Origin of the sequence: Alkalihalophilus sp. As8PL (genome assembly GCF_040939795.1) — a bacterium.
Lineage (GTDB): Bacteria > Bacillota > Bacilli > Bacillales > Bacillaceae_D > Alkalihalophilus > Alkalihalophilus lindianensis.
Genome location: NZ_CP162551.1, coordinates 1,142,994 through 1,158,476, shown reverse-complemented (window position 1 = coordinate 1,158,476; position 15,483 = coordinate 1,142,994). Strand labels below are relative to the sequence as shown.

Here is a 15,483-nt window from a genome sequence, read left to right as displayed (position 1 = left end):
CAGCCAGTCTTTCTTTTAACGTTGATCCAGTTTGGTATAAATATCAGCTAATGCTTGTTCGAACTTGCCCGTTCGTTTTGGTTCAAAATAGCGGGCTTTTTTTATTTTGTCGGGGAGGTATTGCTGTTTTACCCAGCCATGCTCAAAATTATGTGGATATTGATACTCTACGCCTCTACCCAGTTGTTGTGCCCCTTTGTAATGGGCATCTTTCAAGTGTTTAGGAACATCACCAACCGCTCCTTGGCGAATATCAGTAAGTGCGGCATCGATTGCCTTATATGCAGAATTCGATTTGGGGGAAAGACATAACTCAACGACAGCATTTGCAAGTGGAATCCTAGCCTCTGGCATCCCAAGTCGTTCAGCAGCCTCTATTGCCGCAAGTGTTCTTGCACCGGCTTGAGGATTAGCGAGGCCGATATCTTCATAGGAGATGACTAGAAGCCGTCTCGCGATACTTGTGAGGTCTCCTGCTTCAAGCAACCTTGCTAAATAATGAAGTCCAGCATTCACATCACTTCCCCGAATCGATTTCTGGAAAGCGGATAACACATCATAATGGGCATCGCCATCTTTATCATGATGAAAGCTTTTCTTTTGGATACACGATTCAGCGGTTTTGAGAGGGATTTTTTTAATACTCTCCTCGTTTGCAAATGTAGATTTAACGGCTAGCTCTAATGCATTTAGGGCAGAGCGTACATCTCCCCCACACATATGAGCGAGGTGAGTGAGTGCCTCATCTGTGATCTCAATTTTTTCTTTACCAAACCCTACTTCCTGATCGTCTATTGCACGTGTTAAGGCAACTTTTATGTCCTCAGGCGTTAAAGGCTCGAGCTCAAATATTTGACAGCGACTACGAATCGCTGGATTAATAGAATGATAAGGATTAGAGGTAGTGGCTCCAATTAAGATGATCAAGCCTTTTTCTAGATGAGGCAGAAGGAAATCTTGTTTTGCCTTATCGAGCCTGTGAACCTCATCTAAGATCACGATCAGCTGACCGTGCATTTTTGCTTCAGCAACAGCTACTTCCATATCTTTTTTATTATGAACAACTGCATTTAGCAATTTAAAAGGAGTATCTGTACTCCCTGCTATGGCTGTAGCAATTGATGTCTTGCCGATACCAGGCGGCCCGTATAAGATCATGGATGAAAGTTGACCAACGTCTACCATTCGACGAAGGAGCATTCCTTCCCCAACGAGATGTGTTTGACCGATTATATCTTCCATTTTTTTAGGGCGCATTCGATATGCAAGAGGTTCTTTTTTCATCTAATCATCTCCATTGCACGCAACATTTCTTACTAGTGTAGCGGAATGATTGTAAAAAGCCAATGAAACCGATCGGCAAGTAGATTAGACACCAATCTACTCGGAATTCATGCTATAATGACAAAGAATTAGCAGGAGAGAAGGGGTAACCTTTGAGCGGAGTCGAGAAAAGTAGAAAGCCAAGTAAGCTTTTTGTACGTTGGGCGGTATTTATGATTGGTCTAATCATCATGTCGTTTGGAATTTCGATGATGATTCGGGCTGATTTAGGAAGTGCACCGTGGGATGTCTTGCACATTGGATTAACGATGCAACTAGGATTAACAGTTGGCTCATGGTCGATCATCATGGGTTTTATTATTATTGGTCTTACAAGCTCACTAACAAAAAAATGGCCACAATTTGGCGCTTTCATTAATATGGTGTTAGTCGGTGTTTTCATTGATATCTTTTTGTGGATTTTACCATCACCTGAAGGTTTCTTGTTAAAACTGGCTATGCTAGTAATAGGAATTATAGTGATTGGGTACGGGATTGGCTTATACATTGCGCCACGTCTTGGAGCAGGACCACGTGATAGCTTGATGCTTGCTCTTACAATGCGCACAGGCTGGAAGGTACAATGGGTTCGAAGTTCCATGGAAGTGATTGTACTCTCATTTGGGTGGTTACTCGGTGGGCCTGTTTTTATAGGAACATTATTATTTTGTTTTGGCATTGGATCAGTAGTAGGGTTTACGATGCCACAATGTCAGCGAATCGTCGATATTTTGATAGAAAGAGGGTCAAGAAATGAAAATTTCAACCAAGGGACGCTACGGACTCACCATCATGATGGCATTAGCTAAAAAATCAGGCGAAGGTCCGGTTTCATTAAAGTCAATAGCAAAGGAATATAACTTATCTGAGCATTATCTTGAGCAGCTTATTTCACCGCTTCGAAATGCAATGTTAGTGAAGAGTGTACGTGGGGCGTATGGCGGCTATATGCTTTCAAAGGATGCAAAAGAGATTACAGCCGGAGACATTATTCGCGTGCTAGAAGGGCCGATTAGTCCTGTTGAGGTCATGGATGATGAGGAGCCAGCAAAACGTGATCTATGGATTAAAATTCGTGATGCAGTAAAAGATGTACTTGATAACACGACATTGGATGATCTTGCGAATTATGAAGGCAAAGGCAAACAAGAATATTATATGTTCTACATTTAACAAATAAAGAAGGTGATCAACGATGGAGTCTATCTATCTTGACCATGCAGCAACGTCGCCTATCGACCCTCGTGTGGTTGATGCGATGTTGCCGTATTATTATGAGCATTTTGGAAATCCGTCAAGCATTCATCATATCGGACGTGCTGCACGTCAAGCAGTTGATGAAGCCCGCCAAACAATGGCTGAACTTCTTCATACTAAGGCGAATCAGCTTACGATTACGAGTGGAGGAACGGAAGCTGATAATATGGCGATCCTAGGCTATGCTACTGGACATGAAGCTAAAGGAAAACATATTATTACAACAATGATCGAGCATCATGCGGTCGGACACGCTTGCAAGGAATTAGAGCAACGTGGTTTTGAAGTGACGTATTTACCAGTTGATGAGGCAGGGAAAGTTCATCCGGAAGCAGTTGAGAGTGCGCTGCGTGAGGATACGATTCTTGTAACGATTATGTATGGAAACAATGAAGTAGGAACGATTCAGCCGATAGTTGAAATTGGTGAATTGTTACATGATCATCAAGCAGTGTTTCATACAGATGCGGTTCAAGCTTGCGGTTCTGTGGAATTACAGCTTGATGAACTACCTGTAGATATGGTGTCCTTATCCGCTCACAAAATCAATGGTCCAAAAGGAATTGGCCTTTTATATACGAAAAAAGGGATCACCCTAAAACCGTTATTATTTGGGGGAGAACAAGAGCGTAAGCGAAGAGCTGGTACGGAAAATGTAGCAGCTATTGTTGGCTTTAGTAAAGCGTTGGAACTAACGCTAGAAACTGCCAGTGAAAAACGTGAGCGTTATCTTCGCTATTCACGAGTCTTTTTTGATACATTTACAAACATGAATATAAACTTTGTGATTAATGGAGACCAAAATGATCGGTTGCCGCATATTTTAAATGTGAGTTTTCCAGGAATTCAAGTAGAGGCACTACTCGTTGCCCTTGATATGGCAAAGATTGCAGCCTCAAGTGGTTCCGCATGTACAGCAGGTTCACTTGAGCCATCTCATGTGTTGCAGGCTATGTACCGGGAGAAAGGTCAGGAGCGAGTCAACTCCGCTGTGCGTTTTAGCTTCGGTATAACCAACACAGACGAAGAAATAGACTATGCTGCAAACGAAATAGCGAAAATTGTGAAGAGGCTTCAAGATCAACAAGCATTCATAAGCTAGGAGCATTAGGTGGTGGAAAAGATGAAGAAAAGACCAGAAGATACAAAGGTCGTTGTCGGGATGAGTGGTGGAGTTGATTCATCTGTGACAGCTCTTGTTTTAAAAGAACAAGGCTATGATGTAATCGGGATCTTCATGAAAAACTGGGATGATACAGATGAAAGTGGTTTCTGTACAGCTACAGAGGATTATGAGGATGTAATCCGTGTATGTAATCAAATTGGCATTCCATATTATGCCGTTAATTTTGAAAAGCAATATTGGGATAAAGTGTTCACTTATTTCCTTGAAGAATATAAAGCAGGTCGCACGCCAAACCCAGATGTGATGTGTAACAAAGAAATTAAGTTTAAGGCATTTTTAAATCATGCGATGGCTCTAGGTGCTGATTATGTTGCAACGGGGCATTACGCACGTGTTGAAGAAGTAGATGGTGAATTCAAATTGTTACGCGGAATCGATAATAATAAGGATCAAACCTACTTTCTCAATGCCTTATCTCAGCAGCAACTTTCGAAAACGATGTTTCCAATTGGCCATATGCCGAAAAAAGAAGTCCGAGAAAAGGCACTCGCAGCCGATCTTGCTACGGCAAAGAAAAAAGATAGCACAGGTATCTGCTTCATTGGGGAGCGTAACTTTAAAGACTTTCTCAGTGAGTTTTTACCAGCGCAACCAGGTGAGATGCAGACGCTTGATGGCGAAGTGAAAGGCAAGCATGACGGGTTAATGTATTACACATTGGGCCAACGTCAAGGTCTTGGAATTGGTGGAGCTGGAGAGCCTTGGTTTGTTATTGATAAAGACCTTGAGCGTAATGTATTACTAGTTGGACAAGGGTTCCATCATAAAGGCCTTTATTCAGAAGGGCTAGAGGCGATTAAGATGAATTGGATTTCATCGAATCACCCGACTGGAGAATTTCGTTGTACTGCTAAATTCCGTTACCGTCAAGAAGACCAAGGGGTTACGGTTATTCCTAAAAGTGATGGAAGCGTCCTTGTGAAGTTTGACGAGCCAGAACGTGCCATCACTCCAGGACAAGCAGTTGTCTTTTATGATGGAGACGTCTGCATGGGCGGGGGAACGATCGATCGCGTGATTAAAAAGTGGGAAAATGCCTAATTGGTATTTTCCCTTTTTCTCTGTGTGTAAGAGTGAGATAATAAATGCAATGAAAAGGTATGGAGAGGACGTGCAAGCATGAGTTGGAATGAAAAAGGAATTGCCTATATGAATGAGCAAAATTATGAGGAGGCAGCTAAAGCTTTTAATGCAGCAATTGAAGAAAACCCCAAAGACGCTACAGCGTTTATTAATTTTGGCAATTTACTCGGAGCAGTCGATGAGAATGAGCGAGCGCTAATTTTCTTTGATAAAGCGATTGCTCTTGATGAAGAGGCGGGTACCGCTTACTACGGAGCAGGGACGATTTATTTTAAGCAGGATCAATTTGAAGAAGCGGCGAAAATGTTTAAGCAAGCACTTGTTCATAAGCTAGAAGAAGCGGATGTGTTTTTTATGCTTGGTATGAGTTATTACCAGCTTGGAGCCCTTCCACACGCAATGGCTAATTTTAAACGGGCAGTAGAGCTAAATGATGCAGATATTGATGCTCGCTTCCAATATGGATTATGCTTGGCACAAACTGAACAAATTGATGAAGCTGTAAACGAACTTGAACGAGTTGTAGAAGATGCGCCTAATCATGCGGATGCGTATTTTAATCTTGGCGTAGCGTATGCATACAAAGAAGAAGCAAAAAAAGCGCTTGGGGCGTTTGAAGAGGCATTACGTATCCAACCAGATCATGCACTTGCAGCAAATGGTAAGAAGACGGTTGAACAAGCCTTGCAATAAGGGTGATAAATGATGACGGATGAACAGCTAACTCTTGCAGAAGAGAATGGAATCGAGCGAGGCTATATTAAAGGTGAGGTATTGCACCTTGTATTTCGTAATGAAGAAAATGCGTATACAGTTGCCCTAGTACGTGTCGATGAGACAAATGAGGAATTAAAAGATAAAAAAATAGCTGTAGTAGGGATCCTCCCTCAGCTAGATGTAGCAGAGACCTTTTTATTTTTTGGAACCGTAACAGAGCACCCTCGATTTGGAAAGCAGTACCAAATTGATCAATTCAGACGTGACCTGCCACAAACAAAAAGTGGGATTATTCTATATTTAGCAAGTGATCGTTTTCCTGGGATCGGCAAAAAAACAGCTGAAGCCATTGTTGATACATTAGGAGAGCGAGCGATTACACGGATCGTAGAGGATCGTGCTGTTTTAAAAGTGGTACCAAAGCTCTCAAAAGAAAAAGCGGATCAATTGTATCAACAGCTTGTTGACCAACAAGGGGTCGAGCAAGTGTTGATGACGCTCTCTAAGCATGGTTTCGGTCTGGAGCTTTCAATGAAAGTATATCAAGCGTATGGGTTTCAGGCACTGGATATCATCCAAACAAACCCGTATCAATTAATCGCTGATGTCGAAGGGATCGGCTTTCGTAAAGCGGATCTACTCGGCGCTGCAATTGGATTAACTGGTAGTCATCCAGAACGAATTCGAGCGGGGCTTTTATTTGTGGTACAAGAATTGTGTTTACAAGACGGCCATGTGTTTTTGGACAAGGATTCGCTTATTCCCCATGTGAGAAGCCTATTGTCCTCTCCTGGAGATGTCATTACTGCTGAAGAAATTGAGCATGAGCTTCTTTCAATGGAAGAGGATGACGCACTTGTAATAGAAGACAATCGCGTCTATGTAAAGTCATTGTATTTTGCTGAAAAAGGAATCGTCTCGAGTGTTCGGCGTCTAGCAGCTACTGAGGTAAAAGATGAATTTCCTGAATCGGAGTTTCTTAAAACGTTGGGTCAGCTTGAAGAAGAGCTGAAAATTGAATATGCGCCTCAGCAAAAAGAAGCCATTCAAACAGCTCTTTCTTCTCCGTTTATGCTATTAACAGGAGGACCTGGAACTGGGAAAACAACAGTTATTAAAGGGATTGTTGAAACATATGCCAGGTTAAATGGACTATCCCTTGATCCTAGAGCTTATTCAAAGTCTAATCCTTTTCCGATTCTGTTAGTAGCTCCGACAGGTCGAGCAGCGAAACGAATGAGTGAGGCCACCGAGCTCCCAGCTGTCACAATTCATCGTTTACTCGGTTGGAAAGGGGGAAATGGAGGCTTTGAAAAAGGAGAGCATGAGCAGCTTGAAGGAGAATTGATCATTGTTGATGAGGTATCAATGGTAGATATTTGGCTCGCAAATCAACTATTAAAAGCGATTCCTAAAGGCATGCAGATTGTTTTTGTTGGAGACCAAGATCAATTGCCATCGGTAGGTCCTGGCCAAGTATTAAAGGATTTTCTCGATTCAGAGGTCGTACCAACCGTTCCGTTAACCGCTATCTATCGCCAAAAAGAAGGCTCCTCGATCATCGAGCTTGCCCATGACATGAAACAAGGGAAAATGCCAAACGATTTACCTGAAGCAAAGGCTGACCGCCGTTTCTTTCCTTGTACAAATGATCATGTCCAACATGTAGTCACTCAAATTTGTGAAAATGCGATGAAAAAAGGCTATTTGGCAAGAGACATTCAAGTTTTAGCCCCGATGTATAAAGGTCAAGCTGGAATTACCGAGCTTAATCGGATTTTACAGGAGCTATTTAACCCTAAAACTGAGCAAAAAAGGGAGCTTTTATATGGTGATTTAGCCTATAGAACAGGTGATGTCGTCTTACAGCTTGTCAATAACCCTGATGAGAATGTGTACAACGGCGACCGTGGGGAAATAGTCGCGATTTTTTATGCAAAAGAAAATACCGAAAAACAAGACCAAGTCGTCATTAGTTTTGATGGAACCGAGGTCGTTTATAACAAAAAGGATTTAAATCAAATTACTCACGCATATTGTTGCTCCATTCATAAATCACAAGGAAGTGAATTTCCGATTGTCGTCATGCCAGTCGTTCGGAATTATTCAAGAATGCTTAGACGGAATTTACTTTACACAGGCATCACTCGTGCGAAAAAATTTCTGCTCTTATGTGGAGAATTGAAATCCTTTCATACGGCAGTGACAAGAGAAGATGAATTAATTAGACACTCAATGTTAAAGGATAAGCTTGTCGCTTTAAAAGAAACGCAATCTGACTTTCAAAATGGAAATGGTCGACTAACATAATGAATGAGGTAAGCCACATACTAAGACTGTTCGGAAAGGTGGGGAGTACTTTGCGAACTTTTTCAACCATAGAAGGACTACCTGTGATTGAACAGTCTTCTGGAATAGAGTGTGGTCATGTCCTTGATCTCTTAGTGAATGATCAAGAGCGGGTTGAGGGGTTTGTAGTCGATCGAAAAGGGTGGCTAAATCATCATCTTTTTCTTCCGGTTGAAGCGGTTATGAGTTTTGGTTATGACGGCGTAATGGTGAGGAGTGAAGAAGACCTCTCACGTTACGACAGAAAAGATCACCACTCTCATTCTTTAAAATTGGGGAAGAGACGTCTTCAAGGTCTAGCTTTACTAACCACTGAAGGGGAGAAGGTAGGACTGGTAGAAGATGTATATTTTGAAGAAGAAGTGGGGACAATCGTAGGGTATGAAGTGACCGATGGATTGGTGGCTGACTTAGTAGAAGGTCGAAAGGTGATTAAAGCCAAGGGACCTCTTATTGTTGGCAAGGACAAAGCCATCGTGTCGATTTAAGGAGGCCCTACGTATGCAATGTCCAAACTGTAAATCAAAAGATATCGGTAAAATAGGCACAAACCAATATTATTGCTGGAATTGTTTTGTTGAGATGAGCTTGCTAAAAGGGAAGCTTTCTTTACATCAAGTCGAGGAAGATGGCTCGCTCAGTTCTTTAGATGATTTGTTTGAAGATCAGGATCTGCATGTTGGACTGTAATCCAATATAAAAGGTGGTGTCATCCGATGAGGAAAGCTTTTACGTCTCTACTAGCTGTTGGAGTGGGAGCTGCTGCTTATTCGATGAGTAGTCGCCAAAACAAGCGGAAGTTTGATCAATTCATTCAACCAATTAAAGGGTTGGATATGAATAAGTATTTCAACAACCGAACATGGAAAAAAACGAAGAAACAATTAGCGAAACGTTTCTCGTAGGAAATGCGACAAGCTTGTCTACTTTGTAGGCAGGCTTTTTTGTTTGAACTGATAAACAAACTCAAATTGTACACACTACAAGTAGAGAAGCCCAAGGAGGTGTGTATAGTGGAGAAACGGCTAAATGAGTATAAGTGGATCAACAAGCTCGTGCTTGTGTTATTAGTGCTGCTGATTGTCTTTATGGCAGTTCAATTACTTCCTTTGCTTGAACCGATTTTCAAAGTCATAAAAGCTCTCTTTCTCCCACTTACCTTAGCGGTTCTCTTTACATACTTTCTCCATCCACTTGTTGAAGGATTGCACGATTGGGGTCTGCCACGTTCAATAAGTGTACTAGTTGTTTTTTTAATCCTTCTTTTAACTGTAGGTTTTTTGATTGTATGGGGCGCTCCAGCTTTAGTTGAACAAATACGCCATGCGATGGAAAGGTTGCCTGAACAAATTAGAGCATTAGAGGATTTCATGTTTCAAATTCAAAGTGAGGTCCGAACACTTCCTTCTCCCATTAGAGTTCACATTGAAGAATGGTCCACTCAAGCAGAGCAACTCGGAGCTAGGGCATTGGACCAAACAGAGGCTGTCGCCTTATGGGTGATTCAATCAATGTTTAGTTTGATCGTTATTCCATTCTTAGTATTTTATTTTCTAAAAGATTTTGATCTTGTCCAAAGGGTTGCTTGGTATCTAACGCCGAGAAAATGGAGAGGTAGATTAAAACGTTATGTAGAAGACGTAGACCATACGTTTGGCAGCTATATACGGGGACAGCTTCTTGTTGCGCTTGCAGTAACGATTATTTCTAGCCTGGGCTTTTGGCTTATTGGGGTGCCGTATCCTATTTTATTAGGAATTTTTATGGGAGCGACTGAGATGATTCCTTATTTCGGGGCTTATATTGGAGCTGTACCTGCTGTTGCAGTCGCCTTACTTGAATCTTGGCAACTTGCTCTTATCACTTCAGTTTTTATATTAATTTTACAACAAATTGAAGGTAATGTACTTTCCCCTGTAATTGTAGGAAGGACTTTGCATATGCATCCCATCTTGATCATCCTGGCATTAGTAATTGGGGTTGAGGCAGGTGGTGTCATTGGGTTATTGGTAGCTGTTCCCCTCCTTGCGATTTTAAAAGTCACGTTACTGCATATTCGACTATATTTCATCAGTCATTGACAAGAGTATTACCGCTTTTCTATAATAAGAGACAAATGATCGATTAACGAACACGTTGACGGAATGAAGTACGAATCAGTCCGCACTAAGAGAGGTGACCCCTATGGCTGAGAGGGTTGCTGTGTGAAGGGATTCGGAAAGCTACTCCTGAGTGCAGGCAAAACCCTGCCGTTCGCCGCGTTAAGGCTTCGAGTGATGGATGAATGATCATCCATAATTAGGGTGGCACCGCGTGAATACAACTCTCGTCCCTTCTTTTTGGGATGAGGGTTTTTTTGTATGTAAATAAAAAGGAGATGACGATGATGAAATCACTAACTTCAGCACAAGTACGCCAAATGTATCTTGATTTCTTTAAAGAAAAAGGACATGACATAGAGCCAAGTGCATCACTTGTTCCACATGAGGATCCATCTTTGCTTTGGATTAACAGTGGGGTGGCAACACTTAAGAAATACTTCGACGGCCGTGTCATTCCAAGTAATCCTCGTATTACAAATGCTCAAAAATCAATTCGTACAAACGATATTGAAAATGTAGGAAAAACAGCTCGTCACCATACGTTCTTTGAAATGCTAGGGAACTTCTCAATCGGTGATTATTTTAAAGAAGAAGCAATCGAGTGGGGTTGGGAGTTTTTAACGAGTGAAAAATGGATTGGGTTTGATCCTGAAAAATTATCCGTAACTGTTCACCCTGAAGATAATGAAGCCTATGACTACTGGGCAGAGAAAATTGGCGTTCCAGAAGAGCGTATTATTCGTCTTGAGGGGAACTTCTGGGATATCGGAGAAGGCCCAAGTGGTCCTAATACCGAGATTTTCTATGACCGTGGACCATCTTATGGTAATGATGAGAATGATCCAGAGCTGTACCCAGGTGGAGAAAATGAGCGCTACCTTGAAGTGTGGAACCTTGTGTTTTCACAGTTCAACCATAATCCAGATGGTACATACACGCCACTTCCTAAGAAAAACATTGATACAGGGATGGGTCTTGAGCGTATGGTATCTGTTATTCAAGATACGCCTACAAACTTTGAGACTGATCTATTTATGCCAATTATCCAAGCAACAGAGCAGTTAACACCAGTTAAATACAATGCAGACATAGAAACTGATGTCGCATTTAAGGTCATTGCTGACCATGTTCGTACTGTCACATTTGCTGTTGGAGACGGAGCGCTTCCATCAAATGAAGGTCGTGGCTATGTTCTTCGTCGCCTTCTTCGCCGTGCAGTACGTTATGCAAAATTGATTCAAATTGATCGTCCATTCATGTATGAGCTTGTTCCGGTTGTTGGCGAGATCATGGTTGATTTCTACCCAGAAGTAAAAGAAAAAGTAGACTTCATCCAAAAGGTAATGAAAACAGAGGAAGAGCGTTTCCATGAGACGTTAAACGAAGGCCTTGGTATCTTGGATAAGATCCTGACTGAAGCAAAAGCAAAAGGTGAAGACGTGATTTCTGGGCGTGATGTATTCCGTTTGTATGACACATATGGCTTCCCGGTTGATCTTACGGAAGAATATGTAGAAGAAAAGGGCTTGACGATTGATCGAGCTGGCTTTGAAGTAGAAATGGAACAACAACGTAACCGCGCTCGTGCAGCTCGTCAAGAATCAGGATCGATGCAAGTTCAAGATGAGCTATTAGGTGATATTAATGTGAGTAGCACATTCGTAGGCTATGAGCAGCTATCAACGCAAGGTACTGTGAGCGTATTAATCGCAAATAAAGAACGTGCAAACAGTGTACCAGCAGGTGAGAAGGCTCAATTAATTTTAAGTGAGACACCTTTCTATGCAGAAAGCGGTGGACAAGTAGCCGATACGGGAACGATTGTCGGCGAGGGAGTAGTAGCACGCGTAACAGAAGTAACAAAAGCTCCTAATGGCCAGCATCTTCACACGGTAACAGTTGAAGAGGGAGAGTTAACAGAAGGTGAGACGGTAACAAGTACAGTTGAGGAGACGTCTCGTATTGGGATTGTCAAAAACCATACAGCAACGCACCTATTGCACCAAGCACTTAAAGATGTCCTTGGAACACATGTGAACCAAGCTGGTTCTCTCGTATCAGAAGAACGTCTGCGTTTTGATTTCTCTCATTTTGGTCAAGTAACGAAAGAAGAGCTTACGAAAATTGAAGAAATAGTCAATGAGAAGGTTTGGAATGCAATCTCGGTAAACATTAGTGAGAAAAAGCTTGCTGAAGCAAAAGAAATGGGTGCGATGGCATTATTTGGAGAAAAGTACGGTGAGACGGTTCGTGTCGTACAAGTTGGAGACTACTCTCTTGAGCTTTGTGGTGGTTGCCATGTAGCCAATACAGCAGAGATCGGGCTATTTAAAGTCGTATCTGAATCTGGTATTGGAGCGGGGGTACGTCGTATTGAGGCGGTCACAGGCCAAGGTGCTTATGAATTTATGAACGATCAATTACGCTTACTTTCAAAAGCATCAGATCTAGTGAAAGCGAAAAATGTGAAAGATGTGCCAACTCGTATCGAAGCACTTCAGCAACAAATTCGTGAACTGCAACGTGAAAATGAATCAATCTCTGCAAAATTGGGCAACATGGAAGCTGGAAACCTAATTGACGAAGCAGTAGAAGTAAATGGTGTTCGCGTTCTTGCAAAACAAGTCAATGCTAGTGATATGGACGGTCTCCGTGCGATTGTCGATAAACTAAAACAAGACCTTGATTCAGGTGTGATTGTTCTCGGTGCAGTGTCTGGTGAAAAAGTGAATCTAGTTGCTGGTGTGACAAAAGATTTAATTAGCCAAGGGCATCATGCTGGAAAACTTGTAAAAGAAGTCGCAACACGTTGTGGCGGCGGCGGTGGTGGTCGTCCTGATATGGCACAAGCAGGTGGTAAGAAGCCAGACCAGTTAGCAGAGGCTCTAGCATATGTTCCTGAATTCGTTAAAACAATTTCCTAATTTGAACAATTTCGTGTACAATAGAAGAAGACAACCTTTTTGTATGCATGTAGTCAATAAAGGTAAAGAAAGAGAGAGGTGTTTGTGATGGGCTCTATGGACAAGACAATGCAATTTAACTTTCCTGATGATTCCGTTGACGTTGACGTCCAAGAGGTATTACTTTCGGTATATGAGGCACTTGAGGAAAAAGGGTACAACCCGATCAATCAAATTGTAGGCTATTTACTTTCTGGTGATCCGGCGTACATCCCTCGTCACAAGGATGCTCGTGCACTTATTAGAAAGCTTGAGCGCGATGAACTGATTGAACAGTTAGTGAAGTCTTATTTGTCACAGCACCGTAAGGAGAATGAATGAGAGCTTTAGGACTTGATGTAGGAACCAAAACAGTTGGAATTGCCCTTAGTGATGAATTAGGTTGGACAGCACAAGGTCTTGAAACACTTCGTCGCAACGAGGAAGACCCTGAGGATGATATGCAAAAGATCGCTGCTATTGCCAAAGAACATGAAGTGGGTACAATTGTGATTGGTTTGCCAAAAAACATGAACGGCTCCATAGGACCAAGTGGTGAACGTTCGCAGGAATTTGCAGAATCGCTCAAAAAACATTATGATTGTGAAATGGTGATGTGGGATGAGCGTTTGACAACGGTTGCTGCTGAGCGAATGCTTGTCAGTGCTGATGTGAGTCGTAAGAAACGTAAAAAAGTTATTGATAAAATGGCTGCTGTGATGATTCTTCAAGGGTATCTTGATCGAAAAAGCATGTAGCATGAATAGAAGAGGTGTAGACGTATGTCACAAGAAGAAAAAGAACGTATTGTAATTCCAGATGAAAATGGCGATGAGCATCTATTTGACGAGCTTTTCAAATTTACTGTTGATGAAACAGGTAAAAGCTATATCTTAGTCACTCCAGTTGGAGAAAACGAAGATGATAGTGATGAAGAGGAAGTTGAAGTATTTGCATTCCGTTATGAAGACCGTGAAGACGTTGATAATGATATCGCGTTGTACCCAGTTGAAACAGACGAAGAGTGGGAAATGGTTGAGGAAATGCTTAACACATTCTCTGGTGAAGAAGAAGAGTAAGTTTCGCATAAAGACAAGCCCTTTTGCTCAAGCTGAGCAGAAGGGCTTTTTGGCGGTTTTATTACGGTTTTTTCAATCTGACGCAAAAGTGTCACATTTTTGATTGCTATGCCTTATAGATAATGATCTATCCTATAACTTGGCGAAAATCCCCCCTATTTACTCACATGCAGGCGAGCTTTTTCGCCTCTTAAACAATTTGTTTACTGACAGACGCTTGAAATATAGTATAATGGGACGGTGGAAGGGGGAGAACAATGTCTGATTCCAACGAAAAACCACGAAATAATGTATATGAAGAACGGGTATCAGAGGCGAAAGTGGTTCGCAAAATCGTCTTATATAGTGTCATCGGCTTAGCTGTAATGACCTTAATAACCATTATAAGTGGTTATTTTTATTTTAAAAATGCTCTAGGGCCAGTGGACTCTGGTGAAGGGGAAACCGTTGAGGTGACCATTCCAAGTGGATCTTCACCTTCTCAAATTGGTCAAATCCTTGAAGAGGATGGACTTATTAATAACGGAACGATCTTTCGCTATTATGTTCGTTATAAAAATGAATCTGGATTCCAAGCGGGCACTTATGATCTCTCCACATCTATGACTATGGATGAGTTGATTGAAGAATTAAAGGAAGGCCGTGTGATGGCAGAGCCTGAATTAGTATTCACAATTCCAGAGGGCAGATGGTTAGAAGATGTCGCGACGATGATTGCCAATGAAACAGGGCATGAAGCGGACGATGTGATGGAAGTGTTGAATGATGAGGAGTATTTAGAAGAACTCATTGGTAAGTACTCCATGCTCACAGAAGACATTTTACAAGACGAGATTCGTTATCCGCTTGAAGGGTATTTATTCCCAGCTCGCTATGATTTTGAAGAGGAACAGCCTGAAATTAAAACGGTAATCGAAATGATGTTAAGTCGTAACCAAGCAATTATTGAACAGAACGCATCTGCTATTGAAGAAAGTGATTACTCAGTCCATGAGATTTTGACACTTGCTTCAATTATTGAACGAGAAGCGCAAACTTCAGAGGATCGTTATAAGATCTCAGGAGTCCTATATAATCGTCTCGATAAAGGGATGAGGCTTGAAGTGGATCCGACTGTCGCTTATGCGATTGGTGAGCATAGATACATGACTTCGTTCAATGACCTTAACGTTGAATCTCCTTACAATACTTATCGAAATGCAGGAATTCCAATTGGACCAATTGCCAATCCAGGGGAGGATTCAATTAAGGCTGCACTCGCTCCAGAAGATACAAATTACTTGTTCTTCTATGCACGCTATAACGGTGAAGTCATTTACAATGAAACGTACGAAGCACACAATAGAACACACCAACAGTATCGTCAAGAGTGGGTAGAAGCCGCACAAGACGAAGGTGAAGAAGAAACAGAGACAGAGTAGGACAAGCAGAGGGGGATGTGGCAT

The 15,483-nt window shown here is 41.8% G+C and carries 16 protein-coding genes and 1 other annotated feature; of the genes, 15 read left to right on the top strand and 1 reads right to left on the bottom strand.

Annotated elements, in window-relative coordinates:
* Positions 1-15: 15 nt before the first annotated feature.
* Positions 16-1,284 (bottom strand): replication-associated recombination protein A, encoded by a 1,269-nt coding sequence (locus AB3N04_RS07415; protein WP_368505462.1) that lies wholly within the window; start codon positions 1,282-1,284, stop codon positions 16-18.
* 152 nt (positions 1,285-1,436) lie between these two features.
* Between AB3N04_RS07415 and AB3N04_RS07410 the strand changes: the two genes are divergently transcribed.
* The 15 genes from AB3N04_RS07410 (at position 1,437) to mltG (ending at position 15,459) form a co-directional block, all read left to right on the top strand.
* A complete protein-coding gene (locus AB3N04_RS07410; RefSeq protein ID WP_368505461.1) occupies positions 1,437-2,132 on the top strand; it encodes a YitT family protein in 696 nt (231 codons plus the stop codon).
* On the top strand, positions 2,077-2,496 hold the full coding sequence (locus tag AB3N04_RS07405) for an Rrf2 family transcriptional regulator (RefSeq protein ID WP_368505460.1): 420 nt from the start codon (positions 2,077-2,079) through the stop codon (positions 2,494-2,496). Before AB3N04_RS07410 ends, AB3N04_RS07405 begins: the two co-directional genes overlap by 56 nt.
* 22 nt (positions 2,497-2,518) lie before the next feature.
* Complete coding sequence (locus AB3N04_RS07400; protein WP_368505459.1) at positions 2,519-3,682, top strand: cysteine desulfurase family protein; 1,164 nt, start codon at positions 2,519-2,521, stop codon at positions 3,680-3,682.
* A 21-nt stretch (positions 3,683-3,703) separates the two neighbouring features.
* Positions 3,704-4,807 (top strand): tRNA 2-thiouridine(34) synthase MnmA, encoded by a 1,104-nt coding sequence (mnmA, locus tag AB3N04_RS07395; RefSeq protein WP_368505458.1) that lies wholly within the window; start codon positions 3,704-3,706, stop codon positions 4,805-4,807.
* A gap of 78 nt (positions 4,808-4,885) precedes the next feature.
* Positions 4,886-5,542, top strand: coding sequence for a lipopolysaccharide assembly protein LapB (locus AB3N04_RS07390; RefSeq protein ID WP_047973766.1), 657 nt, complete (start codon positions 4,886-4,888; stop codon positions 5,540-5,542).
* A gap of 9 nt (positions 5,543-5,551) precedes the next feature.
* Positions 5,552-7,876 (top strand): ATP-dependent RecD-like DNA helicase, encoded by a 2,325-nt coding sequence (locus AB3N04_RS07385; protein WP_368505457.1) that lies wholly within the window; start codon positions 5,552-5,554, stop codon positions 7,874-7,876.
* 50 nt (positions 7,877-7,926) lie between these two features.
* Entirely contained in the window at positions 7,927-8,403 is a 477-nt protein-coding gene (locus tag AB3N04_RS07380) for a PRC-barrel domain-containing protein (RefSeq protein WP_368505456.1), read from the top strand.
* A gap of 13 nt (positions 8,404-8,416) precedes the next feature.
* Positions 8,417-8,605, top strand: coding sequence for a hypothetical protein (locus AB3N04_RS07375; protein WP_047973289.1), 189 nt, complete (start codon positions 8,417-8,419; stop codon positions 8,603-8,605).
* Between the two features lie 26 nt (positions 8,606-8,631).
* A complete protein-coding gene (locus tag AB3N04_RS07370) occupies positions 8,632-8,820 on the top strand; it encodes a DUF3918 family protein (RefSeq protein ID WP_047973288.1) in 189 nt (62 codons plus the stop codon).
* A 108-nt stretch (positions 8,821-8,928) separates the two neighbouring features.
* Positions 8,929-9,996 carry an AI-2E family transporter gene (locus AB3N04_RS07365; RefSeq protein WP_368505455.1) on the top strand — a complete coding sequence of 356 codons (1,068 nt, stop codon included), beginning with the start codon at positions 8,929-8,931 and terminating at the stop codon, positions 9,994-9,996.
* A gap of 46 nt (positions 9,997-10,042) precedes the next feature.
* Positions 10,043-10,252, top strand: a binding site (T-box leader).
* A gap of 49 nt (positions 10,253-10,301) precedes the next feature.
* Complete coding sequence (gene alaS, locus AB3N04_RS07360; protein WP_368506008.1) at positions 10,302-12,941, top strand: alanine--tRNA ligase; 2,640 nt, start codon at positions 10,302-10,304, stop codon at positions 12,939-12,941.
* Positions 12,942-13,028: 87 nt separating this feature from the next.
* Entirely contained in the window at positions 13,029-13,301 is a 273-nt protein-coding gene (locus AB3N04_RS07355) for an IreB family regulatory phosphoprotein (RefSeq protein WP_047973286.1), read from the top strand.
* Complete coding sequence (gene ruvX, locus AB3N04_RS07350) at positions 13,298-13,717, top strand: Holliday junction resolvase RuvX (protein ID WP_368505454.1); 420 nt, start codon at positions 13,298-13,300, stop codon at positions 13,715-13,717. The genes AB3N04_RS07355 and ruvX overlap by 4 nt, the downstream gene beginning before the upstream one ends.
* Before the next feature lie 24 nt (positions 13,718-13,741).
* Complete coding sequence (locus AB3N04_RS07345) at positions 13,742-14,038, top strand: DUF1292 domain-containing protein (RefSeq protein ID WP_317123121.1); 297 nt, start codon at positions 13,742-13,744, stop codon at positions 14,036-14,038.
* A 257-nt stretch (positions 14,039-14,295) separates the two neighbouring features.
* On the top strand, positions 14,296-15,459 hold the full coding sequence (gene mltG, locus AB3N04_RS07340; protein WP_368505453.1) for an endolytic transglycosylase MltG: 1,164 nt from the start codon (positions 14,296-14,298) through the stop codon (positions 15,457-15,459).
* Positions 15,460-15,483: the final 24 nt, after the last annotated feature.

Coding starts and splice junctions, on each gene's coding strand:
- AB3N04_RS07415 (WP_368505462.1), bottom strand. CDS start 1,284: ATGAAAAAAGAACCTCTTGCATATCGAATGCGCCCTAAAAAAATGGAA.
- AB3N04_RS07405 (WP_368505460.1), top strand. CDS start 2,077: ATGAAAATTTCAACCAAGGGACGCTACGGACTCACCATCATGATGGCA.
- AB3N04_RS07400 (WP_368505459.1), top strand. CDS start 2,519: ATGGAGTCTATCTATCTTGACCATGCAGCAACGTCGCCTATCGACCCT.
- mnmA (WP_368505458.1), top strand. CDS start 3,704: ATGAAGAAAAGACCAGAAGATACAAAGGTCGTTGTCGGGATGAGTGGT.
- AB3N04_RS07390 (WP_047973766.1), top strand. CDS start 4,886: ATGAGTTGGAATGAAAAAGGAATTGCCTATATGAATGAGCAAAATTAT.
- AB3N04_RS07385 (WP_368505457.1), top strand. CDS start 5,552: ATGATGACGGATGAACAGCTAACTCTTGCAGAAGAGAATGGAATCGAG.
- AB3N04_RS07375 (WP_047973289.1), top strand. CDS start 8,417: ATGCAATGTCCAAACTGTAAATCAAAAGATATCGGTAAAATAGGCACA.
- AB3N04_RS07370 (WP_047973288.1), top strand. CDS start 8,632: ATGAGGAAAGCTTTTACGTCTCTACTAGCTGTTGGAGTGGGAGCTGCT.
- alaS (WP_368506008.1), top strand. CDS start 10,302: ATGAAATCACTAACTTCAGCACAAGTACGCCAAATGTATCTTGATTTC.
- AB3N04_RS07355 (WP_047973286.1), top strand. CDS start 13,029: ATGGGCTCTATGGACAAGACAATGCAATTTAACTTTCCTGATGATTCC.
- ruvX (WP_368505454.1), top strand. CDS start 13,298: ATGAGAGCTTTAGGACTTGATGTAGGAACCAAAACAGTTGGAATTGCC.
- AB3N04_RS07345 (WP_317123121.1), top strand. CDS start 13,742: ATGTCACAAGAAGAAAAAGAACGTATTGTAATTCCAGATGAAAATGGC.
- mltG (WP_368505453.1), top strand. CDS start 14,296: ATGTCTGATTCCAACGAAAAACCACGAAATAATGTATATGAAGAACGG.